This is a genomic window from Phyllobacterium sp. T2-21 (genome assembly GCF_055378485.1).
Genome location: NZ_AP027912.1, coordinates 837,118 through 861,904, shown reverse-complemented (window position 1 = coordinate 861,904; position 24,787 = coordinate 837,118). Strand labels below are relative to the sequence as shown.

The window sequence follows — 24,787 nt, the reverse complement described above, 5'->3', positions numbered from 1 at the left end:
CGTCGGGGTGCGATGATTTGTCAGCTTGCCAGAGCAATTGTCTACTAAAAAACTCATAATTTCCTAGAATCATTCTAAGTTATTGATATTTTTCATGCTTTTCGAAAATTATCATTTGACTTTGCAATAAGTCATTGCCTTTATGCACAAGCACACGAGTGCATACCTTTGATGTCTGGGCCTTGAACCCGTTCGATTGGAGGACCCTATGATAGGTCTTTTTCTGCCACGCCTGCGCGTGGTTTTCATGCTGCATGCGCAGCTTCCACGTCCCGCACCCGGCCTGAACCGGCTGACGCAGCCCGTTGCCCGCCCATGCCGCAACAATGAACAGGATGGGAGTGGGCATGTATCCACGCGCATCTGAAGCAGGGCAAGGGACAGGCTGCTATTTCGACCGGGCTCCGGAGAAGCTCGTGCTGGAAGGCTATCGCCGGTGGACTGCCGGTTTTGAAACCGGTTCGGTGATTGCCTGGGAAATGGCGTTTGGCCTGTACAGCGAAATTCTCGGCAGCCGTGAAGGCAACCGCGCCCTGTCGGAACTCTCGTTCTTCATCCGCACCTTGCGCCACTGCGCCCTGTGCCCGCTGAAGACGTTTCCATTCGGCTCGCACCACGTGTGCAAGGAAGAATGCCTGACTTTGGGGCTGATCGCCGGACTTCAAAATTGCGACATGCTTGCGGCACGAACCTGCCTCAATGCCATGGCATGCCCCTCCCGCCAGGAAGAGGTTGAGAACGCAGCCATCGGTTTTGCCGAAACCTTGGCCGAGCTGGATCAAGTGCTTTTGCCGATCCCTAAATTTGCCATCGACGACATCATTTCCCGCCCGCTGCGGGCAAAATACCACTAGGACGAAGGGGAAAACCAATGATCATCAACGCACGCATGGAACGACGCCTTTCAATCGCCGCCACCGCATTGCTGACCCTGGCGATCTTTGTCACGCCACTCACGGTGCGCGCCTCGATCGAAGCCAGGACAGTGACCAGCACATACACCGAAGTCGCAGAGATCACGCCGGTTGACCTGCTGATACGCAAATAAGGGCCTCCAGCCCGGTACCGGCCGCAGGCCGGTACCACTTCCCTGCTGCCGGGAAAGAATCCTGCTGCGGTCAGATTCCACCACCGATCCCGAATAGACTACCATTTCTGTAGACTATGGTATTCAGGTAGAATTTTCTAATTTATCGATATAAAAGGAATTCTTTCCAACGCCCGCTCTGCGGGACGCTCTGCTACGCTCTAGGTCACACTACACGGAGGCAGGCATGAAACATTCCCGTATATCCCTATCGCTTGCGGCTGCTTTACTCGCCGCAACAGTTTCCTTTCAATCGCTGTCTGCCGCCCATGCGGATACGACGCTGCTGAACGTCTCGTATGACCCGACCCGCGAGCTCTACAAGGACTACAACGCGGCTTTTGCGGCGAAATGGAAGGCGGATACCGGGGAAACGCTGACCATCCAGACATCGCATGGCGGGTCCGGCGCGCAGGCCCGTTCGGTGATTGACGGGCTCGATGCCGATGTGGTGACGCTGGCGCTTGAAAGCGACATCTCCGCCATCGCCAAGGCAACGAAAAAGATCAATCCCGACTGGCGCACCAAATATCCGCACAATTCCGCACCGTATACGTCAACCATCGTCTTCCTGGTGCGCAAGGGCAATCCGAAGGGCATCAAGGACTGGGGCGATCTCATCAAGGATGGCGTCGAAGTCATCACGCCGAACCCCAAGACATCGGGCGGCGCGCGCTGGAATTATCTTGCGGCCTGGGCCTGGGCCAATGGCCAATACGGCGGCGACGAAGCCAAGATCAAGGACTATATCGGCAATCTGTTCCAGCATGTCCCGGTGCTTGACTCGGGCGCACGCGGATCGACCACGACCTTTGCCCAGCGTGAACTTGGCGACGTGCTGCTTGCCTGGGAAAACGAAGCCTATCTTGCCTCCAATGAATTCGGCGCCGACAAATTCGACATTGTCGTGCCGCCGCAATCCATCCTTGCCGAGCCGCCCGTTGCCGTTGTCGACGGCAATGTCGATGCCAAGGGCACGCGCAAGGTGGCTGAAGCCTATCTCCAGTATCTCTACTCGGCAGAAGGCCAGACCATTGCAGCGAAGCACTTTTATCGCCCTTCCGAGCCCAAGCTGGTATCGGCGGATCTCCTGAAAAAACTGCCGGAGTTGAAACTGGTGACAATCGATGATCCAATCTTCGGCGGGTGGGCAAAAGCACAGCCCTATCACTTCGGAGATGGCGGAACGTTTGACCAGATTTACAAGCCGAAAAAGTAACAGCATGATCTCCAACCTTGCCAAGGCAGGTTGGCGGTTTAAGAGGCCGAGTGTTATTCCAGGGTTCGGAATGACGCTCGGCTTCACTCTTGCCTACCTGACCCTCATCGTCCTCATCCCGCTGGCTGGACTGGTCTGGCGCTCCGCCTCGCTGGGCTGGGGCGGCATGTGGCACGTCGCGACGGACGCGCGCACGCTGAACGCCTTGAAAATCAGCTTTGGCACATCGCTGATCGCCGCCCTGATCAACGTCGTGTTCGGCGTTATCGTGGCTTGGGTTCTGGTGCGCTACCGCTTTCCCGGCCGCCGGATCATCGATGCCATCGTCGATCTGCCCTTCGCCCTACCCACCGCCGTTGCCGGCATTGCCCTGACAGCCCTCTATTCGAAGAACGGCTGGATCGGCCGCTGGCTCGATCCGCTGGGCATCAAGGTCGCCTTCACGCCTGTTGGCATCACCATCGCGCTGATCTTCATTGGATTGCCCTTTGTCGTGCGCACGGTGCAGCCGGTCATGGAAGAAATCCGCAAGGAAGTGGAGGAAGCGGCGGCCACCCTCGGCGCGACGCGCTTCCAGACCATCTCGCGCGTTCTGCTGCCCGGCCTGACTCCGGCAATCCTCACTGGCTTTGCCCTCGCCTTCGCCCGCGCGGTCGGCGAATATGGTTCGGTGATCTTCATCGCCGGGAACCTTCCCTACATCTCGGAAATCGCACCGCTGCTGATCGTCATCCGCCTGGAAGAGTTCGATTACACCGGCGCAACGGCCATCGCCGCCATCATGCTTCTGATTTCGTTCACGATGCTCTTCGTCATCAATCTGATCCAGGCCTGGAGCCGCAGGAGGTATGGCTATGCGACATGAGTTGCCGCAACCGCCGGAAGCCGCATCCAATGTCTGGCACCCGGCAACCACCGAGAGCCGCACGGCGCGCTTCATCCTCGTCGGCGTGGCGCTGGTCTTTCTCGGGCTGTTCCTGCTTCTGCCCCTGATCGCGGTTTTCTTCGAGGCCTTCCGCAAGGGCCCCGCCGCCTATTTCGCAGCCTTCGCCGACCATGATGCGCTCGCCGCGATCCGCCTGACCCTTCTGGTTGCGGCCATTGCCGTTCCGCTCAATCTCGTCTTCGGGGTGGTGGCGGCCTGGACCATTGCCAAGTTCGAGTTCAAGGGAAAGGCGTTCCTGACGACGCTGATCGACCTGCCGTTCTCGGTTTCCCCTGTGATATCGGGTCTCGTCTACGTGCTCTTGTTCAGCACGCACAGCGCGCTCGGCCCCTGGCTCAAATCACAGGGAATCGAGATTCTGTTCGCCGTTCCCGGCATCGTGCTCGCAACGGTGTTCGTGACATTTCCCTTCGTTGCGCGCGAACTCATCCCGCTGATGCAGGAGCAGGGCACGACCGACGAGGAAGCGGCGCTTTCCCTCGGGGCAAACGGCTGGCAGACCTTCTGGCATGTCACCCTCCCCAACATCAAATGGGGCTTGCTCTACGGCGTGCTTTTGTGCAACGCCCGGGCCATGGGGGAGTTTGGCGCGGTATCCGTCGTTTCAGGCCATATTCGCGGCCTGACCAACACGATGCCGCTGCAGGTCGAAATTCTCTATAATGAATTCAATACGGTCGCTGCTTTTGCGGTGGCTTCGCTTCTGGCGCTTCTGGCGCTGGTGACGCTCGTTCTCAAGACCCTGCTGGAGTTGAGATACGGTGCGGAACTGGCAGCCAATGGCGGACACTGAGAGGAATAAACATGGACGTTCGCGTAAGTGGTGTGCGCAAGGAATTCGATCGCTTCCCGGCGTTGCACGACGTATCGCTCGATATCAATTCGGGTGAACTGATTGCACTGCTCGGCCCCTCCGGTTCCGGCAAGACGACGCTTCTGCGCCTGATCGCGGGGCTGGAAACCCCAACCGAAGGCAAGGTGTTTTTCGGCGACGAGGATGCATCGCTCAAATCCGTACAGGAGCGCAATGTCGGCTTCGTGTTCCAGCACTATGCCCTGTTCCGCCATATGACCGTGATCGACAATGTCGGCTTCGGGCTCAAGGTTCGCCCCTCCGCCAGCCGGCCGAGCAATGAGGAAATCCGCCGCCGTTCGTCCGAGCTGCTCGATTTCGTCCAGCTCGGCGGCCTGGAAAAGCGCTATCCGGCCCAGCTTTCCGGCGGCCAGCGCCAGCGCGTTGCCCTTGCCCGCGCCATGGCCATCGAACCGCGCGTGTTGCTGCTCGACGAACCGTTCGGCGCACTGGATGCGAAAGTGCGCAAGGAACTGCGCCGCTGGCTGCGGGAAATTCACGACAAGACCATGCACACGACGGTTTTCGTGACCCATGACCAGGACGAAGCCCTGGAGCTCGCCGACCGCGTGGTGGTGATGAGCCAGGGCAAGATCGAGCAGATCGGAACGCCGGATCAGGTTTATGACACGCCCAATTCGCCGTTTGTCTATGGCTTCATCGGCGAATCAAGTTCACTGACCGTGCGCATCGACAATGGCGAAGTATGGCTCGCGGACCGCACACTCGGCCTGAAAAGCGATGCACCCGACGGCAACGCCACGCTTTATTTCCGCCCGCACGATGTCGAACTGATCGACGGCTGCGGTGGCTGCATTGCCGGAACCGTCATTGCCAGCCGCCGTGTCGGTGCGACAAGGCGCGTGGAGCTCGAAATCGGCGGCGCGGCGGAACGCGTCGAGATTGAAATTCCGGCCGATCATCCGGCCCGGGAAAAGAGCCGCATCGCCTTTCGGCCAAAGCATTGGCGGGTCTTTCCGCAGGCCTGACCCTTTCGGCCTTTGCCCCCGAAGCCGGAGTTCCATGAGCTCCGGCTTTTTGCTGCCCGGCCGTCATAGGCTTGTTCATCAAAACAGAAACAGTCTGTTCACAAAGCCCATCGCCGTTCGCAAACAGCTGCAAAGGAGTTTGCGCGCTGTGCCCCTGTGCAGCCCGCTACGAATTGCTTAAGATAAACAAATGGCAATCTGACTCATTTTCATCAAAACTGATCGGCAAGGATGAAAGTGATGGTAGCTTAGTTGATCGTACCCGATTAGATCGTAAACTTCTCCATGGGTCGGTCGACCCGTTATTATCGTCTGTGTTGCAGCCCTGAAGATTTTTTCTTCACAACCGAAACGAAGGCAAATGGCCCTACTGTCTTTTTTTAAATCTTTCACACCACAGAAGAATGCCGTTGGTCAGATTTTTTCGGTCCAACCCAATCCAATCAGAGCCCATTACAAATCCATTGACGACCTACGGGACCTGGGCGCGCGCGTGGCGCGCGGGGAAGATATCCGCCTGCCCGACTACGAACCGATGGTGTTCGAACAGCGCACGGTCGAAAATGCCCGGCTGATCCTCCATTCCTATCGTTCCTCCGACGCGGCTGCACGCAAGGGCGAAACGATTACTCCGGCGGCCCAGTGGCTCCTCGACAATTACTACCTCGTCGACCAGAACATCCAGCAGGTGGAGCGCGATCTTCCGAAGAAGTTCTTCCGCCAGCTGCCGCCGCTGGCCGGCAAGCCGGAAATCCCGCGCGTCATGGCGCTGGCCTGGCTCTATGCGGCCCATACGGACAGCCAGTTCTCGCTCAACAGCCTGACAGCGGTGGTCGAAGGATTCCAGACGGTTGCGCCCCTGCATATCGGCGAACTCTGGGCCCTGCCCTCCGCCGTGCGCTTCATTCTCATTGAAAACGCCCGCCGGTTGTCGTTGCGCGTCGAACGGGCGCGGCGCATGCGCGCCTATGCCAACAGCGTGGCCGACGAAATCACGCTGAACGCCGACAAGGATACCCTGCCGCAACTTCTGGCTCAGTACACCACTGCCGCGCGTGACAGCACCTTCGCCACGCATCTGCTTTACCGCCTGCGCGGCGGCGCCATGCACTCCGGTGCGGCTGTCGCCTGGCTTGAGGAAGAGCTGGAAAAGAACGGCAGCGACGCCGAGGACGCCATTATCCAGGAACATACGCGCCAGTCCACCGGCGGCGTGACCATGGGCAACCTCATCCGCAGCCTGAAGGCTATCGACGACGTCGACTGGATCACCTGGTTCGAGACGGTCAGCGGCGTCGATGCGGTGCTGCGCGAACATTCCAATTTTGATGCGCTCGATTTCCATTCCCGCAATGCCTATCGCGTGGCGATTGAAAAGATCGCGCGCCGTTCGGGCAAGAGCGAGCAGGACATCACCCAGGCCGCCCTTGACCTCGCCCACCACAGCGCCGAAACCAAGGGGGACGAGAAGAGCGTTACCGTGCAGCGCAAGCGCGACGTCGGCTATTATCTCGCCGGCGACGGCCGCTCGGAGCTGGAAGAAACCTGCGGCTCGACCCCAACCGTGCTGCAGCGCTGGGTCCGGTTCTACAAGACACTCGGGCTCGCCGGCCTGTGGATTCCGGCTTCGGTCATTTCCATCGGTATTCTGTTCCTGATCCATTACTGGCTGCGCCGTTACGGCCTGCCGAGCGATACGGTTCTGCTGCTGACGGTCCTGGCGGTGTTCCCGACGATGGAAACCGCTAATGGTTTCGTCAACTGGATCATTCCGATGTTCATGCCGCCGACACGGCTGATCGGTTTTGAATACAAGAATGGCCTGCCCCCCGAGGCGAAGACCCTCGTCGCAGTGCCGACACTCATCACCTCGCGCGATTCCGTCGATGAGCATATCCGCAACCTCGAAGTGCATTATCTGACCAATCCGCGCGGCGAAATCTATTTCGCCCTGCTCACCGACTGGGCGGACAGCAAGGTCGAGCAGAACGAGAACGATCTCGACATTCTCGACTATGCCCGAGAAAAGGTCACTGCGCTCAACCTGCACTATACGCAGGGCGGCAACCCGCGTTTCTTCCTCCTGCACCGCAAGCGCCTGTACAATGCACAGGAAGGCCGCTGGATGGGCTGGGAGCGCAAGCGCGGCAAGCTGCACGAGCTGAACCTTTTGCTGCGCGGCGACAAGGATACAACCTATTTCCCCAGCAATGAGGAAGTGCCCGGCGACATCAAATTCGTGATGACGCTCGACTCCGATACACGCCTCACGCCGGATTCGGTCAACCGCCTGGCGGGCAAGCTGAGCCATCCGCTCAATCGCCCGATCTACAAGGAAAAATCCGGCCGCGTGACCAGCGGCTATGCGATCCTGCAGCCGCGTGTCACCCCCTCGCTGACCACCGGTGACGATGCCTCGTTCCTGCAGCGCGTCTTCTCGGTCAACCGCGGTATCGACCCCTACGTCTTTGCCGTCTCGGACGTCTATCAGGACGTGCTGGGTGAAGGGACATTCACCGGCAAGGGCCTCTATGATGTCGATTTCTTCGAATTGGCGCTCGACGGCAAGATCGACGAGAACACCGTTCTCAGCCATGATCTTCTGGAAGGCGGCTATGCCCGTGCGGCGCTCGTCAGTGACGTCGAGGTGGTTGAAGACTATCCGACAGGCTATAACGTCGACATCTCGCGCCACCATCGCTGGACGCGCGGCGACTGGCAGCTCCTGCCCTACCTGTTCAGCACAAAGCCGGGTGTGACCGCCGTCACACGCTGGAAGATGACCGACAATCTGCGCCGCTCGCTGACGCCGGTCTTCTGGATCATCGCCTCCATCGCCGGCTGGACATTGCTGCCGCCTGGCGTCGCTGCCCTGTGGCAGTTCTTCATGATCTTCAGCATGTTCATCGTCCCGACGATGATCCTGTTCACCAATCTTGTTCCGACAAACATGAACCTGTCGCTGAAGGGCCATTTCCAGGCGATCCTCACCGACATTTTCTCCGGCGCCGCCGATATCGCCCTGCGCATCACCTTCATTGCCAACATGGCCTGCCTGATGGCCGATGCCATTGCACGCACGCTCTACCGCGTCTTCATATCGCGCAAGAACCTGCTGGAATGGCGTGCGGCGGCACAGGCGAAAGCCAGCGCCCCTGACACGCTGCAGTATTACACCCGTCTGATGTGGCCTGCGATCATCGTGGCTGCCGTCGCCATCGCGCTGCCGCTGGCCACCCACAGCCGTGCCTGGTATCTGGCCGTGCCGTTTGCCGTGATCTGGTTCTTCTCGCCGATCATTGCCTGGCTGGTCAGCCGTTCGGCCAAGCCGCTCGATGATCTCAATGTCCGCTCTTCCGACAAGAGCGAATTGCGCCGCTTCGCCCGCCGCACCTGGCACTACTACGATACGTTCGTCACCAAGGAACAGAATTTCATTCCGCCTGATAATTTCCAGGAAGACCCGCATCCGGTTATCGCCACGCGTACATCGCCGACCAATATCGGCATGTACCTGCTGTCGACCGTGGCGGCCCGGGATTTCGGCTGGATCGGCTTCAACGAGACGCTGACCCGTATCGACGACACGCTCTCCACGCTGGAAAAGATGGAGAAGTATCGCGGCCATCTCTACAACTGGTACGAAACAACCACGCTGCGGCCGCTTCTGCCGCTTTACGTCTCGTCGGTGGACAGCGGCAATCTTGCCGGCCATCTCGTGGCACTGTCTTCCGCGCTGGAAAAATGGGCGGAGGCTCCGTCCGTCTATCTGCAAAGCGATCTCGACGGCATTCTCGATGTCAGCGATATTCTTGAAGAGGCGATCAACGACATTCCGGATGAACGCCGTGTCCTGCGGCCCCTGCGCCGCCGCCTGGATGAGCGGGTGGCCAATTTCCGCCGCGCCATCACGACCATCAAGGAAGAGCCGGAAACGGCATCGCTGCGCACCATCAACCTTTCGCTGTTCGCCGGTGACATCCAGCGTCTGACGGAAGAACTGCACGGCGAACTCGAAAGCCCGCTCAGCACCACCGCAAACGGCTGGGCGTTGATTCTGGTCAAGACCTGTCAGGCCCATACGGATGACGCCATCGGCACCCACGAGGGAACCGACAGCCTGCGCGAGCGGCTGGTTTCGCTGGCCACCCGCGCCCGCCAGCTGGCCTTCGACACCGACTTCACCTTCCTTGAACGCAAGGAGCGGCGCCTGCTGTCGATCGGCTTCCGCGTCGATACCAACGAGCTGGACGCGAGCTGCTACGATCTTCTCGCTTCGGAAGCGCGTCTCGCCAGCCTGTTTGCCATCGCCAAGGGCGATATCCCGGTCGATCACTGGTTCCGCCTCGGCCGTCTCCTGGTGCCGGTTGGCTGGCGTGGTGCGCTTATCTCCTGGTCGGGCTCCATGTTCGAATATCTCATGCCGCCGCTGGTCATGATCGAACCGCTGGGCTCGATGCTGGATCAGACCAACAAGCTGATCGTCCAACGCCAGATCGAATATGGTGATTCCAAGGGCCTGCCCTGGGGCATTTCCGAAGCCGCCTACAATGCGCGCGATCCGGAGATGAACTACCAGTACACCAATTTCGGCGTCCCGACGCTGGGACTGAAACGCGGCCTGTCCAAGAACTATGTGGTTGCGCCCTATGCCAGCATCATGGCGAGCCAGTATCGCCCGGCGGAAGCCGTGGCCAATCTGAAACGCCTGCGCGCGATGGGTGCGCTCGGTCAGTACGGTTTCTATGATGCCGTCGACTTCACCCGCTCCCGCGTGCGCGAAGATGAGGAATATGCCATCGTGCGCAACTACATGGCGCACCATCACGGCATGTCGATCGTTGCCGTCAACAACGTGGTGTTCGAAGGCCGCATGCGCGACCGTTTCCACTCGGATCCCGTCATCGAAGCCGCCGAACTGCTGCTGCAGGAAAAGGCACCGCGCGAAATCCCTGTCCTGCAGGCCAAGGCCGACAATCCGATGCGCAAGGCCGTGGAAAGCGGCGAAGAAACGGCCTCCATCCGCTTCATCAAGAACCCGCTTTCCGCTCCGCGCGCCACGCAGATCATGTCGAACGGCCACTACTCGGTCATGGTCACCGCCAATGGCGGCGGCTACAGCCGCTGGAATGGCCTGGCGATCACCCGCTTCCAGCCGGATCCGCTGGAAAGCGGCTACGGAACATTCCTGTTCCTGCGCGATCTCGACAGCGGTGAGTGGTGGTCGGCAACCGGCGATCCCGTGCGGGCAGCCGGCGAAAAGAGCACAACCATCTTCGCCGACTACAAGGCCGAATTCGTCAAGGAAAACGGCACGATCCAGTCGACGGTGGAAACCATCGTCGCTTCGGATTCCGACGGCGAAGGCCGCCGCATCATCATCACCAATACCGGCACGAAAGACCGGATCATTGAAGTGACGTCCTATGCCGAACTGGTGCTCACCGCAGACGATACGGACACGGCGCATCCGGCATTCGCCAAGATGTTCGTGGAAACCGAGATCGTTCCGCGCGGCGACACAATCTACGCCACCCGCCGCAAGCGCGGCAGCAACGAACCCGATATTCACGTGGCGCACGTGGTCACGGACGGATCGGGCGCCATGCGTGAAATCCAGGCGGAAACCGACCGCCGGGCCTTCATCGGCCGGGGCCGCAACCTGCGCAATCCGGTTGCCTTCGACGAGGGTGTAACCCTCAACGGCAGCCAGGGCTTTGTGCTGGACCCCATCGCGTCGCTGCGCTGCCGCGTCCGCGTTCCCGCGCACAAGCGCGTCACGCTGGTTTTCTGGACCCTTGTCGGCCCGGACCGGCACGAGCTGGAGGAGGTCGTTTCACGCTTCCGCCATCCCGACTGCTTTGCCCGCGAATTCTCGCTGTCCTGGACAAGCTCGCAGGTGCGGCTGCACCATATCGAGATCAATCCGGACGAAGCCGCTGATTTCCAGCGCGTCGCCACCAGCCTGATCTATCCGGACAAGGCCCTGCGCATGCCCGCCGAAAGCATCGCTTCCGGCCTTGGCAGCCAGTCCGACCTCTGGCCGATGTCGATCTCCGGCGACTTCCCCATCCTTGCCCTGCGCATCGATGACGAAGCAGACATGGACACGCTGAAGAACGTCCTGAAGGCGCAGGAATACTGGCGGGCAAAGGGGCTTGTGGTTGACGTCGTCGTCATCAACGAACGCTCCTTCTCCTACGCCCAGGACTTCCAGCGCGGGCTCGAAGCGATCTGCGAGAACAGCCGCAACCGCGGCGGCCAGTATGGCCCGCGCGTCCACATCTTCACCGTGCGCAAGGACCAGATGAGCGATGCGAGCTACAACACCCTGCTCGCCTCTGCCCGCATTGTCATGCACGCGCAGAACGGCACGCTGGTTGAACAACTGAAGCGCACGGAGGAACTGTCCGCCGACCTGCAGCCGGTTGCCGCCATACCGGCCGGCAAGACTCTGGCGAGCGGCGATACCGGCCTTGATGAGATGCGCAGCATCGCACCGGCACCGACGCAGCTGGTGGGCAAGCGCCGTCAGAAAACAGACGGCAATGAACTGGCCTTCTGGAACGGCTTTGGCGGCTTTGACATGAAGACCGGTGAGTACGTGGTCCGTCTTGCCGACCGGACCACCACGCCGCAGCCCTGGATCAATGTGATCTCCAATGCGGGCTTCGGCTTCCACGTGTCGGCGGAAGGTGCAGGTTTCACCTGGTCGAGCAACAGCCGCGACTATCAGCTGACCCAGTGGTCGAATGATCCCGTGATCAACCGGTCCGGCGAAGCGCTCTACGTCGTTGATCTGGACAAGGGAACTGCATTCTCGCCGACCGCCTCGGTGCTGCGCGATCCATCGGTTCAGTATGAAACCCGGCACGGCCAGGGCTATTCGACATTCCTGTCGCGCCACGGCAATGTCGGCCTTGAACTGACCCATACCATCGATACGGATATGCCGGTGCGCGTGTCCAGCCTCAAGATCACCAACCATGGCGGGACAGCCAAGCAGTTGCGTGTCTATGGCTTTGTCGAATGGATGCTCGGCAATTCCCGCGCCAAGACGGCTCCGTTCATCGTGCCGTCGCATGATACGGAAAGCGGCGCGCTCTTTGCCCGCAATCCCTACGGCACCGACCGCAAGGATCACGTGGCATTCTTCGCCGCAAACGTGAAGCCGCAATCGGTGACATCGGACCGGACCGAGTTCTTCGGGCCCTTGGGATCGGTGGACCAGCCGGCTGCCGTCCTGCAGGCAAAAACCCTGTCCAACGTCGTTGAGGCGGGGGGCGATCCCTGCGCGGCGCTTGCCGTCGATGTGGAGATCGCGGCGGGCGAAACCAGGGAAATCCTGTTCTATATCGGCGATACCGCCGGTGCCAACGAGGCACGGCGTGTTCTCGCAGAACAGTTGAAGCGTCCGTTTGAAAAGACGCTTGCGGCCTCCAAGGCGATCTGGACCAGCTTCCTCGATGGCCTGCAGGTGGATACGCCTGATGATGCATTCGATGTGATGGTCAACCGCTGGCTGCCCTATCAGAGCCTTGCCTGCCGCATCTGGGCGCGCACGGCCTTCTATCAGGCCAGCGGCGCCTTCGGCTTCCGCGACCAGCTGCAGGACACGTTGTCCATGCTGGTGCTCGATCCGTCACTGGCCCGGCACCAGATCCTCAATGTCGCCGCCCGCCAGTTCAAGGAGGGCGATGTCCAACACTGGTGGTTGCCGACATCCGGTGCCGGTGTGCGGACGATGATTTCCGATGACGTGGTGTGGCTCGGTTATGCCATTGCCCACTACACGTCGGTGACCGGCGATATGAACATCCTCGACGAGCAGATCGCCTTCATCGAAGGCAAGGCTCTCGAAAACGGCGAGCATGATGCTTTCTATCAGCCGACAATCGCGGCTGATAAGGTCACGGTCTACGAACACGCGGCGCGCGCGCTCGATCTGGCAATCGCCCGTACCGGCGCGCACGGGCTGCCGCTCATGCTCACCGGCGACTGGAACGACGGCATGAACCGGGTCGGCGAAGAGGGCAAGGGCGAGAGCATCTGGCTGGGCTGGTTCCTGATCAGCACCCTGCGCGATATCCTGCCGATTGCCCGCCAGCGCAAGGATGCCGACCGCATCAAGCGGTGGGAAGCCCATATCGAAAGCCTCAAGGCGGCGCTGGAAAAGGATGGCTGGGACGGCGAATGGTATCGCCGCGGCTATTTCGACGACGGTTCGCCGCTGGGTTCCAAGACCAGCGACGAGTGCCGGATCGACTCCATTGCCCAGTCCTGGAGCGTTCTCTCCGGCTATGGTGATCCCGATCGCGCCAAGCAGGCCATGCAGTCCGTTGCAACGCATCTGGTCGATGACGAGGTTGATATCATCAAACTGTTCACACCGCCGTTCAACAAGACGCGGCATGAGCCCGGTTATATCAAGGGTTATCCGCCGGGTGTGCGTGAGAATGGCGGGCAGTATACCCATGCCGCAACCTGGGCAGTCTTGGCCATGGCCAAGCTTGGAAATGCCGACGAAGCCTATCGCTGGTTCAGCAAGCTCAATCCGGTGAACCATTCGCTGGATGCCGACAAGGCCGAGTCCTACCGGGTCGAGCCCTACGTCGTTGCTGCGGACGTCTATTCGGTTGATCCGATGCGCGGGCGCGGCGGCTGGACCTGGTACACGGGTTCCGCCGGCTGGCTCTACCGCGTGGCAACGGAAGGCATTCTCGGCATCAGCCGCAGGAATGACCGGCTGTTCGTCGATCCGGCCCTGCCGACGGCATGGACCGACGGCTTCAGCTTCGCGCTGCGCAACGGCAAGGCGCGCTATACCGTCGAGGTGAAACCGGCCGCCAAGGGCGGCAGGAAGATTACTGTGGACGGCAAGAAGCTGGCCAAAGCCGATGCGGGCATTCCGCTCGAGACATCGGGCGAACACACGGTACTCGTGGAAGTCGTGCCCGGAAAATAGCCAGCGGCCTGGTGGCCGCTGACTGAGTTGACGACCCTATTCCGCCGCCTGTGCTTCCGCGCTGGCGGCGGTTCCTTTTCTGGAGAAGACAAAGGCCAGAATGAAGCTTGCCGTCAGCAAAAGTACGATGGTCGGCGCCGGGGCGCTGTCGAGGAAGAAACTCAGATAGATACCGGCGAGCGATGTTGAAACCGCGACAGCTGCCGAGACCAGCAGCATGCGTTCGAACCGTTTGGTCAAGAGGAAGGCGATGGAGCCCGGCGCAATCAGCATGGCGACGGCAAGGATGATGCCAACGGCCTTGAGCGCGCCGACGATGGTCAGCGACAGGATGCACAGCAGTCCGTAGTGCAGGAATTTGACCGGCAGACCGATGGCCTGCGCGTGCTGCGGGTCAAAGGCATGCAACAGCAAATCCCGCCGCCAGATGCCGAGGGCCAACAGAGACACGGCTGCTATCACCCCGGTTTCGGCAATATCGCGCCACGCCACGCCGAGCATGTCGCCGAAGAGGATGTGGTCGAGATGCACGTCGGACTGGATCTTGGTGTAGAGGACAATGCCAAGGCCGAACATGCCGGAGAAGACCACGCCCATAACCGTGTCTTCCTTCACCCGGCTGTTCTGCTTGAGGAAGCCGGTGGCAAGGGCGCAGATCATGCCTGCCGCAAAGGCTCCGATTGCCAATGGGATACCCGCGATATAGGCGAGCACCACGCCGGGCAGCACCGCATGCGAGATCGCATCCCCCATCAGCGACCAGCCCTTCAGAACCAGAAAGGGCGAGAGCAGGCCCATGGGAATTGCCACGAGAAGCGTGATGACAAAGGCCTGCTGCATGAAGCCGAAGCTGAACGGCTGCAACAAAAGCTGGATCAGGTCGCTCATAGCCCCTCCTCCAATGCCAACCGAGCGCGGCGGCGCGCGGCCAGCGTTCCATGCTTGGGTGCGAAAACAAAAGCGATGAGAAAGACCAGCGTCTGCAGCACGACAATGATGCCGCCGGTGGCCCCATCGAGGAAATAGCTGAGATAGGCGCCGATAAAACTGGTCAAGGCCCCGATCAGCACACTGGTCTGGATCAGGCGCGGGAAACGGTCATGCAGGAGATAGGCGGTTGCGCCGGGGGTGACAACCATCGCTACAACCAGAAACGCCCCCACGGTCTGCATGGCGGCCACCGTCGACGCGCTGAGCAGCGTGAAGAACAGGATTTTGAGGAGCGGCGGGTTGAGGCCGATGGAACGGGCATGATTTTCGTCAAAGAATGTCACCATCAGGTCCTTCCATTTGACCAAGAGGACAGCCAGCGACACCCCGCAGATGATGACCAGTTGCAGCGTATCCTCCGGCGTGATCGCCAGGATATTGCCGAGCACGATGGTCTGGATATTCACCGAGGCGGGTGACAGTGACATCATGAACAGGCCGAGCCCGAAGAAGGAGGTGAAGATCAGGCCGATGATGGCGTCCTCCTTCAGCTTTGTCCGCTGGTTGAGAAACAGCATGGCGACTGCGGCGAGACCGCCGGAAAAGAACGCGCCGATGGAAAACGGCAAGCCGAGCAGGTAGGCCCCGGCGACGCCGGGCACGATGGAATGGGAAAGCGCATCGCCGATCAGCGACCATCCCTTCAGCATGAGATAGGCGGAAAGGAATGCGCAGACACCACCAACCAGCGCACTGACCCACATGGCATTGATCATGTAGTTGTAGGAAAAGGGTTCGAGAAGCAGCTGCATCATGATTGCGGCTTACCTTTCCCCTTGGGTTCGCCATAGATCACGAAGGGGCGTTCATCGTCGCTGAGCACCGTCACACTACGCGGATCCGCATCGGCGTGCAGATCGACGCCACCGAGGATGAAGTGTCGCAGCACGCCGCCGAAGGTCATTTCCAGATTGGCCTGTGTGAACACCTCTACTGTGGGTCCGGAGGCCAGGACGGTGCGGTTGACCAGCACGGCCCGGTCACAGAATTCGGGCACGCTGCCGAGATTGTGGGTGGAGACCAGCATGACCTTGCCGTCATCGCGCAGGGATCGCAAAAGGCCGATGATGGCCTCTTCTGTCCGCACGTCGACGCCGGTAAAGGGCTCGTCCAGAAGAATGATATCGCCTTCCTGCGCCAGCGCGCGGGCGAGAAAGACGCGCTTCTTCTGACCGCCCGAGAGCTCGCCGATCTGGCGCTTGCGGAAATCCGTCATGCCGACCCGCTCCAGCGCGGCGGTCACCATGTGCTGGTCACGCTTTTTCGGCATGCGCAGAAAATTCATATGGCCATATCGTCCCATCATCACAACGTCTTCGACCAGAACCGGAAAATTCCAGTCGACATCCTCGCTCTGCGGCACATAGGCCACCACATTGCGTTTGAGCGCCCGTCCCGCCTGTTCACCCAGAATCGAGACCGATCCCCTGGCGAGGGGCACGAAGCCCATGATGGCCTTGAACAGGGTGGACTTGCCGCTGCCATTGACGCCGACCAATGCGGTGATCGACCCGCGCGGGATATCGAAGCTGGCATTGCGCAAAGCCGTGTGGCCGTTGCGATAGGTCACGGTCACGTCATGCACGGAAAGACCAGCCCCCCGCTTTGCAGCGGAGGGGCCGGCGAGCGCTTGGGAGGACGCGCTCACTGGGTAAAGCCTTTGGCAACGGTTTGTGCCGTGACGCGCAGAAGGTCGAGATAGGTGGGCACCGGACCATCGGGATCGCTGAGTGAATCGACATAGAGAACACCGCCATATTTGGCACCGGTCTCGCGGGCGACCTGCTTGGCGGGCGAAGCGGAAATCGTGCCTTCACTGAAAACCACCGGGATTTTCTCGGCGCGCACCTTGTCGATCACCTTGCGCACCTGCTGGGGCGTGCCCTGCTGATCGGCATTGATCGGCCAGAGATAAAGCTCCTTCATGTCGAAATCGCGTACGAGATAGCTGAAGGCGCCTTCACTCGTCACCAGCCAGCGGCGCTCGGCAGGAACAGCAGCGAGACTGTCGCGGATGGGCGCAACCGTTGCCCGGATCTTCTCCGAATAGGTCGCGGCGTTGCGGTCATAGACGGCGGCATTGGCCGGGTCGTAGGTGCCGAGTGCCTTGCGGATATTTTCCACATAAACCAGCGCGGCATTGGGCGACATCCAGGCATGCGGGTTCGGCTTGCCCTCATAGGGGCCCTCCGAAATGCCCATCGGCTCCACGCCTTCGCTGACAACGACGCTCGGAACATTCTTGACGTTGCCGAAGAATTTTTCGAACCAGCGTTCCAGACCAAGGCCGTTCCACAGGACGAGATTGGCATCCTGCGCCTTCAGGATATCGCCGGGTGTCGGCTGGTAGTCATGAATTTCCGCATTGGGTTTGGTGATCGAATCCACGTCGGCCGCGTCCCCCGCAACATTGCGGGCCATGTCGGCGATGATCGTAAAGGTGGTGACCACCTTGAACTTCTTGCCATCGGCAGCGGATGCCGGGCCAAGAATCGTCAAAAGAGCAAAAACAGCAATCAACAGTCGGGAAAATCTCATCTCGCCTCCAGCAAACCGGGAAAATGGTGAGCTTTTTCGTCACCATTGTTACTCCATAACGGCTTGCCGGAGGCGCGTCAATGCAAATGCGAATGATTTGCAAAAAGAAATCCATTCCCGTTTCCCGCAATATGCGGAAGGTCCGACGCCGAAATTCTGTGTACCAACGTGCGTATCTGACAAGGCCAGTTGAGAATCTTTGCAACTGAGCGCGTTCTGGCGCATAATCCCGCGCATGAAACATGCTATCAATCAGAAGCCGGATTACGAGAAGGAGCTGCGCAAGGCAGGCGTTCGCATCACCCGCCCGCGCCGAATCATTCTCGATATTCTGACCTCCACCGAAGACCACCCGGATGCGATGAAGATTTTCCATCGCGCCATCGAGATCGATGACAGCATTTCGCTTTCGACCGTGTACCGGACCATGAACCTCCTGGAAGAAATGGGCGCCATTCATCGCCACGCCTTCAATGGCGGCCCGTCACGCTTCGAACAGGCCCATGGCGAGCATCACGACCACCTGATCGATGTCGATACGGGTGACGTGATCGAATTCCAGTCGGACAAGATCGAGAAACTGCAGGAAGAGATCGCCCGCGCGCTCGGCTATGACATCATCCATCACCGGCTGGAACTCTACGGGCGGAAATCCAAGCAGCCGGAATAGCGCACGCACAAACGTCCAAGACGTTTGCTCTCGCGTGACGCATAACTTCCGCTGGCATTTGCCCGAGGGAGTTATGCATGCAAACAGTCCAGCCAAAATCCTACAAGGCCATCAATTTCTCGGAAAAGTTCGAGCTGTTTTCCGAACAGTGGTCACCCAAAGTGGTGGCAGAACTCAACGATTATCAATTCAAGATCGTCCGCATCGAGGGTGATTTTATCTGGCACGATCATCCGGAAACCGATGAAGCGTTCATTGTCCTGGACGGGGAACTGCGCATCGATTTCCGCGACGGGTTCGTGACGATCAGGCCGGGTGAAATGTATGTCGTCCCCAAAGGGGTCGAGCACAAGCCCTATGCCGAAAGGGAAGTCCGTCTGATGCTGATCGAACCCCGAGGTGTTCTCAATACCGGCCACGAGGGCGGTGAGCGGACAGCGCAGAACGACGTGTGGATCTGACAGACCTTACGCAATCTGCGCCAATTCGCGGCGCAGAAAATCATTCAGCCGGTCAATGGCCGGACTGGATGACACCGGGCTGCGCATGATGCCGATTTCCAGATCACGCAGCGGCGGCAGGCCTTCATTCTCGCCGATAACGCGCAGGGTCGACGGCACGCTGCAGGCGGCAAGCGCAGCCACCGCCAGCCCGGCCTGCACCACGGCGATCAGTCCGAGCAGGCTGGCGCTGGAATAGGTGCAGCGATAGCTGCGATCCGCATCGCCCAGCGCATCCAGCACGTTCATGCGCGCGGCGCAGCCGGGTTCAAACAGGGCGATGGGCAGCGGGTCATTTTCCCAGGCAACATGGGTCGGCGATGCCACCCAGATCAAGCGCTCGCGGCGGATCACCTCCAGCGGCTGGGTGGCCCCGCGGGTGACAATCGCCAGATTGACCCGGTCCTCATCGATCGCCTTGACCAGCGAGGTGGATTGCTCGCAGACCAGTTCGACGGTGACCAGCGGATGCTCCTCGGCAAACCGCGACAGAACAGGCGGCAGCAGGAATGCCGCATAGTCATCGGGCACGCCAAGCCGCACGCTGCCGGTTTCCTCGGGGCGGGTGACATTGGCCCACGCCTCGTCCGACAACCGCAGCAGCCGCCGCGCATAATTGAGAAAACTCTCGCCGGCCAGATTCGGCTCGACGGACCGGGGGTTGCGAATAAGCAGCTGTTTGCCCACCGCCTGTTCCAGCCGCTGCATCTGCATGCTGACGGCTGACTGGCTGCGGCCGACACGCGGGGCAGCCGCCGACAGGCTGCCGGTTTCGATGACAGTCACAAAGGTCCGCAGGAGATCGAGGTCGAGGGGTGCAGCCATAATGCCATCAATATAGCGAATAGTTCACTCCAAATCTATTCGTTTGTTTGGCGGCAGCCAAGAGCGCTAACTGGGCATCCTTTGCCACGGGAATGACCCATATGCCTGACCCGATATCCGATCGTTTTCCTGCAGCACGGCTGGCCATCGCCATGGCCATCATCGGGACGGTCGGTGCCTTTGCAACGGAAACACGGCTCGATCCGGTCACCATCGTCTTCTGGCGTTGTGTTTTCGGCATGGTCTTCCTCGCTGCCTGGTGTTTCCTGCGCGGCTACCTTCCCGACCGGACCCTCTCCTGGCCGCGGCTGGGCCGGGCAGCGCTTGGCGGCATCTGCATGGTGCTCAGTTGGGTATCGTTTTTTGCCGGGTTCCGCATGACATCGATTGCAACCACCACGATCATCTATCACATCCAGCCGTTCTTCGTTGTTCTCATCGGCGCAACCCTTTTGAAGGAACGCATCACCGTCGATCAGATCATCTGGATGCTCGGCGCCTTTCTCGGTGTCGTCCTGGCCAGCGGCCTTGTCGGCGCGACGGCACCGGTCAGCACGCTATGGATTCTTGGGATCGTCATGTCGCTCGGCGCCGCGATGCTTTATGCCGCTGCAACCATTCTCGCCAAGGGCCTGGGCGAGCAACGGCCGGAAATCACGGTGCTGTGCCAGACCATCGTCGGCATCGTCATGCTCGCGCCTTTTGCCAATTGGGCGGAGCCCGTGCCGCTGGCATCCTGGGGCTGGCTGGCCAGTATCGGCATCCTCCATACGGGCATTGCCTATATCCTGATCTATTCGGCCTATCCGCGCCTGTCGACGCCGGTCATCGGCGTCCTGACCTTCATCTATCCGATCGTCGCCATCATCGTGGACTGGGCAATTTACGGACACCCGCTGGGAACGGCGCAGGCCGCCGGCATGCTGCTGATTGCCTGCGGTACGCTGGGCGTGCGGCTCGGGTGGCAGTTTCCGTGGCGCAGGAGCATGGCAGTTTGAAGCGGGTGCTGTCCGTCAGCGTTGCGTCTTCATGGTGCGTGGTTCGACAAGCTCACCATGAGGGAAGGTGTTGGCTGCAAGCCAATCGCCAGTATTGCAGAATATACTTCTTTGCAATCCCCCATGCTCCCTCATGGTGAGCTTGTCGAACCACGCACGAGACTAGTGCAGAACATGCCCTAACCCTCATCCCACCCCAACAAAAAGCCGCCCGGAGGCGGCTTTCGTCCAAGGATGCAAAAAGAATCAGGCGGCGTTGGAGGCAGGCTGCGCCGTCAGCAATTCATAGATAAGGGTCGCATCATGGGCGGTGCGCAATTTGGCAATCCGCTCGGGATCGCGCAGCATGCGGGCAATCCGCGACAAGGCCTTCAGATGATCGGCACCGGCATTCTCCGGCGCAAGCAGAAGAAAAACAATATCGACGGGCTGATCGTCCAGCGCTTCGAAATCCACGGGGGTTTCGAGCTGTGCGAAGACCCCGGTGATGCGTTTGACGCTGTTGATCTTGCCATGCGGGATGGCAATGCCATTGCCAACGCCGGTCGAGCCAAGACGCTCGCGCTGCAGGACGGTGTCAAACACTTCCCGCTCCGTCAAACCGGTCAAGGCGGCAGCCTTCTCCGACATGATCTGCAAAAGCTGCTTTTTGGAATTGACTTTCAATGCGGGCAGGACAGCGTCGGGCTGAATGAGGTCACCCAGATCCATTATTCTCTTCCTTCCTGTTACCGTCCGCGCTTTTGGCGCGGACGGTAGTTCAAATTTCGCCTAAGACCCGGCGCCGTTCTGACCGGCCACGGCCGATGGATCGATCCAGCCGATGTTGCCGTCAGCGCGGCGGTATACGATATTCACCTGCGTACTGCCAGAGTTGCGGAAGACAACCACTGGACTATCTTTCAGATCGAGCTCGACCACGGCGGATGCGACACTCATGCTCCTGAGCGCCATCGATGTCTCAGCCACGATTGTCGGCGCGTAATCCTCCGGAATATCCTCATCTTCATCCGGTACGGGGGCGACGACCCGGTAGGAAATATCGTCGAAAACACCGTTCGAGCCGGGCGCCTGATGCGATTTCAGACGCCGCTTGTAACGGCGAAGGCGTTTGTCCACGCGTTCTCCGGCTGCATCAAAAGCAAGCTGAGGATCCTGTGCCTCGCCCGCTGCCTGCAGCACCGTGCCGGTATCGAGACGGATCAGGCAATCGGCGATGAAGCGCGACCCCTGTTTCTCCACTGTGACGTGGCCTGTATATCCGCCATCGAAATATTTGGTCACCATCTCACCGATCCGTTCGTCAATGCGAATGCGGAAAGCGTCACCAATGTCCATATGTTTCCCAGATACACGCAGACTCATGATACCTCACCTTCATTGTGACTTTTCATTGCCCGAGCCAATCTACACTGTTGTTGAGAGACGAGCAAAGACATCCCGCACATTCCATGCGAGTGATCCATCACATTTCACTTTCTGATTCTTCATCTCCAAAAGGCGCGCTTTCGCTTCAATCGATGCAAATTACCGGCGCTTCACTCTCCCTTGACCAAGCTTCTATGGCTCGGTTCATTTACCCGCTCGCCTCGATTCTACACCTGTGCGGCGGATGAATCCAGAGTTTCCGTCACCCTTGCGCACAGAAGCCTCCGCTTTTTTCTCCCGGCGCCTTTGCACCGAGGATGCGATGTTCATCGCCTCGCGGTACTTGGCAACCGTACGCCGTGCAATCTCAACGCCCTGGCCCTTCAAAAGATCCACGATCGTGTCGTCCGATAAAATATCATCCGGCTTTTCACTGTCGATCAGCAGCTTGATCTGATGCCGCACGGACTGGGAGGAATGCTGCTCACCGCCTTCGGTGGCCGAAATCCCCGCATTGAAAAAATAGCGCAGCTCGAAGACGCCGCGCTTCGTCAGCATGTATTTGTTGGCGGTGACGCGGCTCACGGTCGACTCGTGCATGCCGATGGCGTCAGCCACATTTCTCAAATTGAGCGGCTTCAGGTGGGCCACGCCGAATTGCAGGAACTCCGCCTGCTGGCGCACGATTTCCGTCGCCACCTTCAAAATGGTCTGGGCGCGCTGATCCAGGCTGCGCGTCAGCCAGTTGGCATTTTGCAGGCATTCGCTGAGAAACCCCTTTTCAGCCGGGGAAGCCGTTACCTTTGCAATGGTCGCATAATAGGTGTTGTTGACGAGGACCCGCGGCAGAGCATCCGGATTGAGCTCGATATTCCATGTCCCGTCCGGCGCCATGTCGACATGCACATCCGGGATGATGCTGTCGGCCACACCCGAGGAGAAGGCCGTTCCCGGCTTTGGATCGAGCAGGCGTATCTCCTGCAGCATATCGAGGAGATCGGCATCGGCGACCCGGCACAGCTTTCTCAGGCTTTGAAAATCCCGTTTCGCCAGGAGTTCCAGATTTTGCAGAAGCATCGTCATCGCCGGATCGAGCCGGTTTTTTGCACGCAGTTGCAGAGCCAGACATTCAGCCAGATCACGGGCAAACAGCCCCGCCGGTTCGAATGTCTGCAGAACCGCGATCAATCTGTCGATATGGGCCGCATCGGTGCCCAGCCGTTCGGCAATCTCCTCGACATCGACGCGCAGATAGCCCATTTCATCGAGGTAGTCGGCGAGTTCCGCTGCAATCAGGCGGTCCACCGCATCCTCAAAGGCAAAAATGATCTGCTCGCCGACGTGGTCGCGCAGCGTCAACGGCGATGCGGTCACCTGTTCGAGATTGAACCCCTCGCCGCCCGTCGACACATATCCGTCACCCGATGACGATTTCCATTGCGAGGCCAGATCGCCAGCGATGAAGTCGTGGGTTCCAGGATCATCCGGAAAAATATTCTCGAGAGAACTGTCGAACGTCTCGGACATGGAGCCTGAACTGGTCGACTCGCCGCTGACAAGCCAATGGTCGTTCTGCTCACTCGCGCTGCCGCCATCGCGGCTTTCGTCGGCGTCACCATGATTGACACCGCGCGAATAGTCGCCGGCTTCTCCCGGCCCGCGATCATCGGATGTATCCCGGCTTTCGAAGGAAAAATGTTCGTTTGCCGTTTCATCGCGCTCCAGGAGCGGATTCTTTTCGATCTCCTGCTCGATGAATTGCTCGAGTTCGACATGGGACAATTGCAGCAGCCGAATCGACTGCATGAGCAGCGGCGTCATCACCAGAGACTGGGTTTGTCTCAGATCGAGTTTTGGCGACAGGGCCATGGTGAACGCGGGTACTCCTGTACGAAATTCTTCTCAATGTACAGAAATGGCCCAATCCTTGCTTGTCAATTCCAGCAAGGCAAAAAACGACTCTTTTCGGAAAGATTCATCTGGATTCACGCAGGGGCGGGTAATTTCTGGCAAAAATCTGCCAGAAATTGATAAAATCAGAGCTTGAACTGATCACCGAGATAAAGACGCCGGACATCCGGATTCGCAATAATCTCGTCCGGGCGGCCGTGGGTCAGAACCTGCCCCGCATGAATGATGTAAGCGCGGTCGATCAGCTTCAGCGTTTCGCGCACATTGTGGTCCGTGATGAGGACGCCGATGCCGCGGCTGGTCAAATGGCGGACGAGCTGCTGAATATCGGAGACCGCAATGGGATCAACACCGGCAAACGGCTCGTCGAGCAGCATGAAATTGGGCCGCGAGGCCAAAGCGCGGGCGATCTCGAGCCGGCGGCGTTCACCGCCGGAGAGGGAAAGCGCCGGTGCCTTGCGCAGATGGGCGATGTGGAACTCTTCCAGGAGGGAATCCAGTTCCTGCGCCCGTGCGGTGCGGTCCTTCTCGACCACTTCGAGCACGGCCTTGATGTTGTTTTCCACGGACAGGCCGCGGAAAATCGAGGCTTCCTGCGGCAGGTAGCCGATGCCGAGGCGCGAGCGGCGATACATCGGCATCGTCGTCACATCAAAGCCATCGATTTCGATATTGCCCTTGTCGACCGGCACCAGGCCGGTGACCATATAGAAACAAGTGGTCTTCCCGGCGCCGTTCGGGCCGAGAATACCGACCGCTTCGCCGGCGCGCACACCGAAGGAAACACCATTGACCACCTGACGGCCATTATAGCTCTTGGTGATGCCGCGGGCGACAAGCGTACCCTTCATCCGGTCCGTCGCCGACGGATCGGCGGCACGCATCTCCTGGGAAATGCGCGCGTCTGGCGATGTGGGGGTTTTTGCGG

The 24,787-nt window shown here is 59.7% G+C and carries 19 protein-coding genes and 1 pseudogene; 11 read left to right on the top strand and 9 right to left on the bottom strand.

Translation table 11 applies throughout. From position 1 onward, the window contains the following. Nucleotides 1–208: 208 nt before the first annotated feature. The 8 genes from ACZ5FP_RS04280 to ACZ5FP_RS04245 all read left to right on the top strand — a co-directional run bounded on the left by ACZ5FP_RS04280 (nt 209) and on the right by ACZ5FP_RS04245 (nt 14,059). The gene (locus tag ACZ5FP_RS04280; protein WP_223612239.1) at nt 209–367 is read left to right on the top strand and encodes a hypothetical protein; all 159 of its coding nucleotides are present in this window, start codon (nt 209–211) and stop codon (nt 365–367) included. After that, nucleotides 348–854, top strand: a complete 507-nt coding sequence (locus tag ACZ5FP_RS04275; RefSeq protein WP_464662325.1) for a hypothetical protein — start codon at nt 348–350, stop codon at nt 852–854. The genes ACZ5FP_RS04280 and ACZ5FP_RS04275 overlap by 20 nt, the downstream gene beginning before the upstream one ends. 17 nt (nt 855–871) lie before the next feature. Next, the gene (locus tag ACZ5FP_RS04270; protein WP_346307838.1) at nt 872–1,048 is read left to right on the top strand and encodes a hypothetical protein; all 177 of its coding nucleotides are present in this window, start codon (nt 872–874) and stop codon (nt 1,046–1,048) included. 226 nt (nt 1,049–1,274) lie between these two features. Further along, nucleotides 1,275–2,306: a sulfate ABC transporter substrate-binding protein gene (locus ACZ5FP_RS04265; protein WP_464662323.1), complete on the top strand. Its 1,032-nt coding sequence runs from the start codon at nt 1,275–1,277 to the stop codon at nt 2,304–2,306. Between the two features lie 4 nt (nt 2,307–2,310). Continuing rightward, nucleotides 2,311–3,171, top strand: a complete 861-nt coding sequence (gene cysT / locus ACZ5FP_RS04260) for a sulfate ABC transporter permease subunit CysT (RefSeq protein WP_403169255.1) — start codon at nt 2,311–2,313, stop codon at nt 3,169–3,171. Next, complete coding sequence (gene cysW / locus ACZ5FP_RS04255; RefSeq protein ID WP_223612244.1) at nt 3,161–4,045, top strand: sulfate ABC transporter permease subunit CysW; 885 nt, start codon at nt 3,161–3,163, stop codon at nt 4,043–4,045. The genes cysT and cysW overlap by 11 nt, the downstream gene beginning before the upstream one ends. Nucleotides 4,046–4,056: 11 nt before the next feature. Then, entirely contained in the window at nt 4,057–5,094 is a 1,038-nt protein-coding gene (locus ACZ5FP_RS04250) for a sulfate/molybdate ABC transporter ATP-binding protein (protein ID WP_223612245.1), read from the top strand. 361 nt (nt 5,095–5,455) lie between these two features. After that, nucleotides 5,456–14,059 (top strand): GH36-type glycosyl hydrolase domain-containing protein, encoded by an 8,604-nt coding sequence (locus ACZ5FP_RS04245; RefSeq protein ID WP_464662320.1) that lies wholly within the window; start codon nt 5,456–5,458, stop codon nt 14,057–14,059. Between the two features lie 36 nt (nt 14,060–14,095). Here ACZ5FP_RS04245 and ACZ5FP_RS04240 read toward each other — a convergent pair whose 3' ends face one another. The 4 genes from ACZ5FP_RS04240 to ACZ5FP_RS04225 are packed head-to-tail and all read right to left on the bottom strand — an operon-like array spanning nt 14,096 to nt 17,587. Beyond that, complete coding sequence (locus ACZ5FP_RS04240; RefSeq protein ID WP_464662318.1) at nt 14,096–14,947, bottom strand: metal ABC transporter permease; 852 nt, start codon at nt 14,945–14,947, stop codon at nt 14,096–14,098. Further along, nucleotides 14,944–15,804, bottom strand: coding sequence for a metal ABC transporter permease (locus ACZ5FP_RS04235; RefSeq protein ID WP_464662316.1), 861 nt, complete (start codon nt 15,802–15,804; stop codon nt 14,944–14,946). Before ACZ5FP_RS04235 ends, ACZ5FP_RS04240 begins: the two co-directional genes overlap by 4 nt. Continuing rightward, on the bottom strand, nt 15,801–16,697 hold the full coding sequence (locus ACZ5FP_RS04230) for a manganese/iron ABC transporter ATP-binding protein (RefSeq protein WP_464662314.1): 897 nt from the start codon (nt 16,695–16,697) through the stop codon (nt 15,801–15,803). The genes ACZ5FP_RS04235 and ACZ5FP_RS04230 overlap by 4 nt, the downstream gene beginning before the upstream one ends. Further along, on the bottom strand, nt 16,694–17,587 hold the full coding sequence (locus tag ACZ5FP_RS04225) for a metal ABC transporter substrate-binding protein (RefSeq protein ID WP_464662313.1): 894 nt from the start codon (nt 17,585–17,587) through the stop codon (nt 16,694–16,696). Before ACZ5FP_RS04225 ends, ACZ5FP_RS04230 begins: the two co-directional genes overlap by 4 nt. A gap of 235 nt (nt 17,588–17,822) precedes the next feature. On the opposite strand from ACZ5FP_RS04225, the gene ACZ5FP_RS04220 reads away from it, so the two are divergent. Further along, a complete protein-coding gene (locus tag ACZ5FP_RS04220; protein ID WP_464662311.1) occupies nt 17,823–18,257 on the top strand; it encodes a Fur family transcriptional regulator in 435 nt (144 codons plus the stop codon). A 77-nt stretch (nt 18,258–18,334) separates the two neighbouring features. Then, on the top strand, nt 18,335–18,718 hold the full coding sequence (locus tag ACZ5FP_RS04215; protein WP_464662309.1) for a cupin domain-containing protein: 384 nt from the start codon (nt 18,335–18,337) through the stop codon (nt 18,716–18,718). Between the two features lie 6 nt (nt 18,719–18,724). Here ACZ5FP_RS04215 and ACZ5FP_RS04210 read toward each other — a convergent pair whose 3' ends face one another. Next, nucleotides 18,725–19,582 (bottom strand): LysR substrate-binding domain-containing protein, encoded by an 858-nt coding sequence (locus tag ACZ5FP_RS04210; protein ID WP_223612251.1) that lies wholly within the window; start codon nt 19,580–19,582, stop codon nt 18,725–18,727. A 101-nt stretch (nt 19,583–19,683) separates the two neighbouring features. Between ACZ5FP_RS04210 and ACZ5FP_RS04205 the strand changes: the two genes are divergently transcribed. Continuing rightward, nucleotides 19,684–20,580: a DMT family transporter gene (locus tag ACZ5FP_RS04205; protein ID WP_464662307.1), complete on the top strand. Its 897-nt coding sequence runs from the start codon at nt 19,684–19,686 to the stop codon at nt 20,578–20,580. A 246-nt stretch (nt 20,581–20,826) separates the two neighbouring features. On the opposite strand, the gene ptsN is transcribed toward ACZ5FP_RS04205, so the two are convergent. From ptsN to lptB, 4 genes and pseudogenes are all read right to left on the bottom strand, one after another. Next, complete coding sequence (gene ptsN, locus ACZ5FP_RS04200; protein WP_105738035.1) at nt 20,827–21,291, bottom strand: PTS IIA-like nitrogen regulatory protein PtsN; 465 nt, start codon at nt 21,289–21,291, stop codon at nt 20,827–20,829. Nucleotides 21,292–21,351: 60 nt separating this feature from the next. Beyond that, nucleotides 21,352–21,945: a ribosome hibernation-promoting factor, HPF/YfiA family gene (gene hpf / locus ACZ5FP_RS04195; protein WP_091878871.1), complete on the bottom strand. Its 594-nt coding sequence runs from the start codon at nt 21,943–21,945 to the stop codon at nt 21,352–21,354. A 207-nt stretch (nt 21,946–22,152) separates the two neighbouring features. Continuing rightward, nucleotides 22,153–23,817: an RNA polymerase factor sigma-54 gene (gene rpoN / locus ACZ5FP_RS04190; protein ID WP_288192576.1), complete on the bottom strand. Its 1,665-nt coding sequence runs from the start codon at nt 23,815–23,817 to the stop codon at nt 22,153–22,155. Between the two features lie 167 nt (nt 23,818–23,984). Next, a pseudogene (lptB, locus tag ACZ5FP_RS04185) lies at nt 23,985–24,713 on the bottom strand (LPS export ABC transporter ATP-binding protein); the annotation flags it as partial. Nucleotides 24,714–24,787: the final 74 nt, after the last annotated feature.

Bases quoted from the DNA above. Each gene is read 5' to 3' on its own strand.
- cysW (WP_223612244.1), top strand. From the start codon at position 3,161: ATGCGACATGAGTTGCCGCAACCGCCGGAAGCCGCATCCAATGTCTGG.
- ACZ5FP_RS04245 (WP_464662320.1), top strand. From the start codon at position 5,456: ATGGCCCTACTGTCTTTTTTTAAATCTTTCACACCACAGAAGAATGCC.
- ACZ5FP_RS04215 (WP_464662309.1), top strand. From the start codon at position 18,335: ATGCAAACAGTCCAGCCAAAATCCTACAAGGCCATCAATTTCTCGGAA.
- ACZ5FP_RS04275 (WP_464662325.1), top strand. From the start codon at position 348: ATGTATCCACGCGCATCTGAAGCAGGGCAAGGGACAGGCTGCTATTTC.
- ACZ5FP_RS04210 (WP_223612251.1), bottom strand. From the start codon at position 19,582: ATGGCTGCACCCCTCGACCTCGATCTCCTGCGGACCTTTGTGACTGTC.
- hpf (WP_091878871.1), bottom strand. From the start codon at position 21,945: ATGAGTCTGCGTGTATCTGGGAAACATATGGACATTGGTGACGCTTTC.
- ACZ5FP_RS04265 (WP_464662323.1), top strand. From the start codon at position 1,275: ATGAAACATTCCCGTATATCCCTATCGCTTGCGGCTGCTTTACTCGCC.
- ACZ5FP_RS04220 (WP_464662311.1), top strand. From the start codon at position 17,823: ATGAAACATGCTATCAATCAGAAGCCGGATTACGAGAAGGAGCTGCGC.
- ACZ5FP_RS04240 (WP_464662318.1), bottom strand. From the start codon at position 14,947: ATGAGCGACCTGATCCAGCTTTTGTTGCAGCCGTTCAGCTTCGGCTTC.
- ACZ5FP_RS04235 (WP_464662316.1), bottom strand. From the start codon at position 15,804: ATGATGCAGCTGCTTCTCGAACCCTTTTCCTACAACTACATGATCAAT.
- rpoN (WP_288192576.1), bottom strand. From the start codon at position 23,817: ATGGCCCTGTCGCCAAAACTCGATCTGAGACAAACCCAGTCTCTGGTG.
- ACZ5FP_RS04280 (WP_223612239.1), top strand. From the start codon at position 209: ATGATAGGTCTTTTTCTGCCACGCCTGCGCGTGGTTTTCATGCTGCAT.
- ACZ5FP_RS04250 (WP_223612245.1), top strand. From the start codon at position 4,057: ATGGACGTTCGCGTAAGTGGTGTGCGCAAGGAATTCGATCGCTTCCCG.
- ACZ5FP_RS04225 (WP_464662313.1), bottom strand. From the start codon at position 17,587: ATGAGATTTTCCCGACTGTTGATTGCTGTTTTTGCTCTTTTGACGATT.
- ACZ5FP_RS04270 (WP_346307838.1), top strand. From the start codon at position 872: ATGATCATCAACGCACGCATGGAACGACGCCTTTCAATCGCCGCCACC.
- ACZ5FP_RS04205 (WP_464662307.1), top strand. From the start codon at position 19,684: ATGCCTGACCCGATATCCGATCGTTTTCCTGCAGCACGGCTGGCCATC.
- cysT (WP_403169255.1), top strand. From the start codon at position 2,311: ATGATCTCCAACCTTGCCAAGGCAGGTTGGCGGTTTAAGAGGCCGAGT.
- ptsN (WP_105738035.1), bottom strand. From the start codon at position 21,291: ATGGATCTGGGTGACCTCATTCAGCCCGACGCTGTCCTGCCCGCATTG.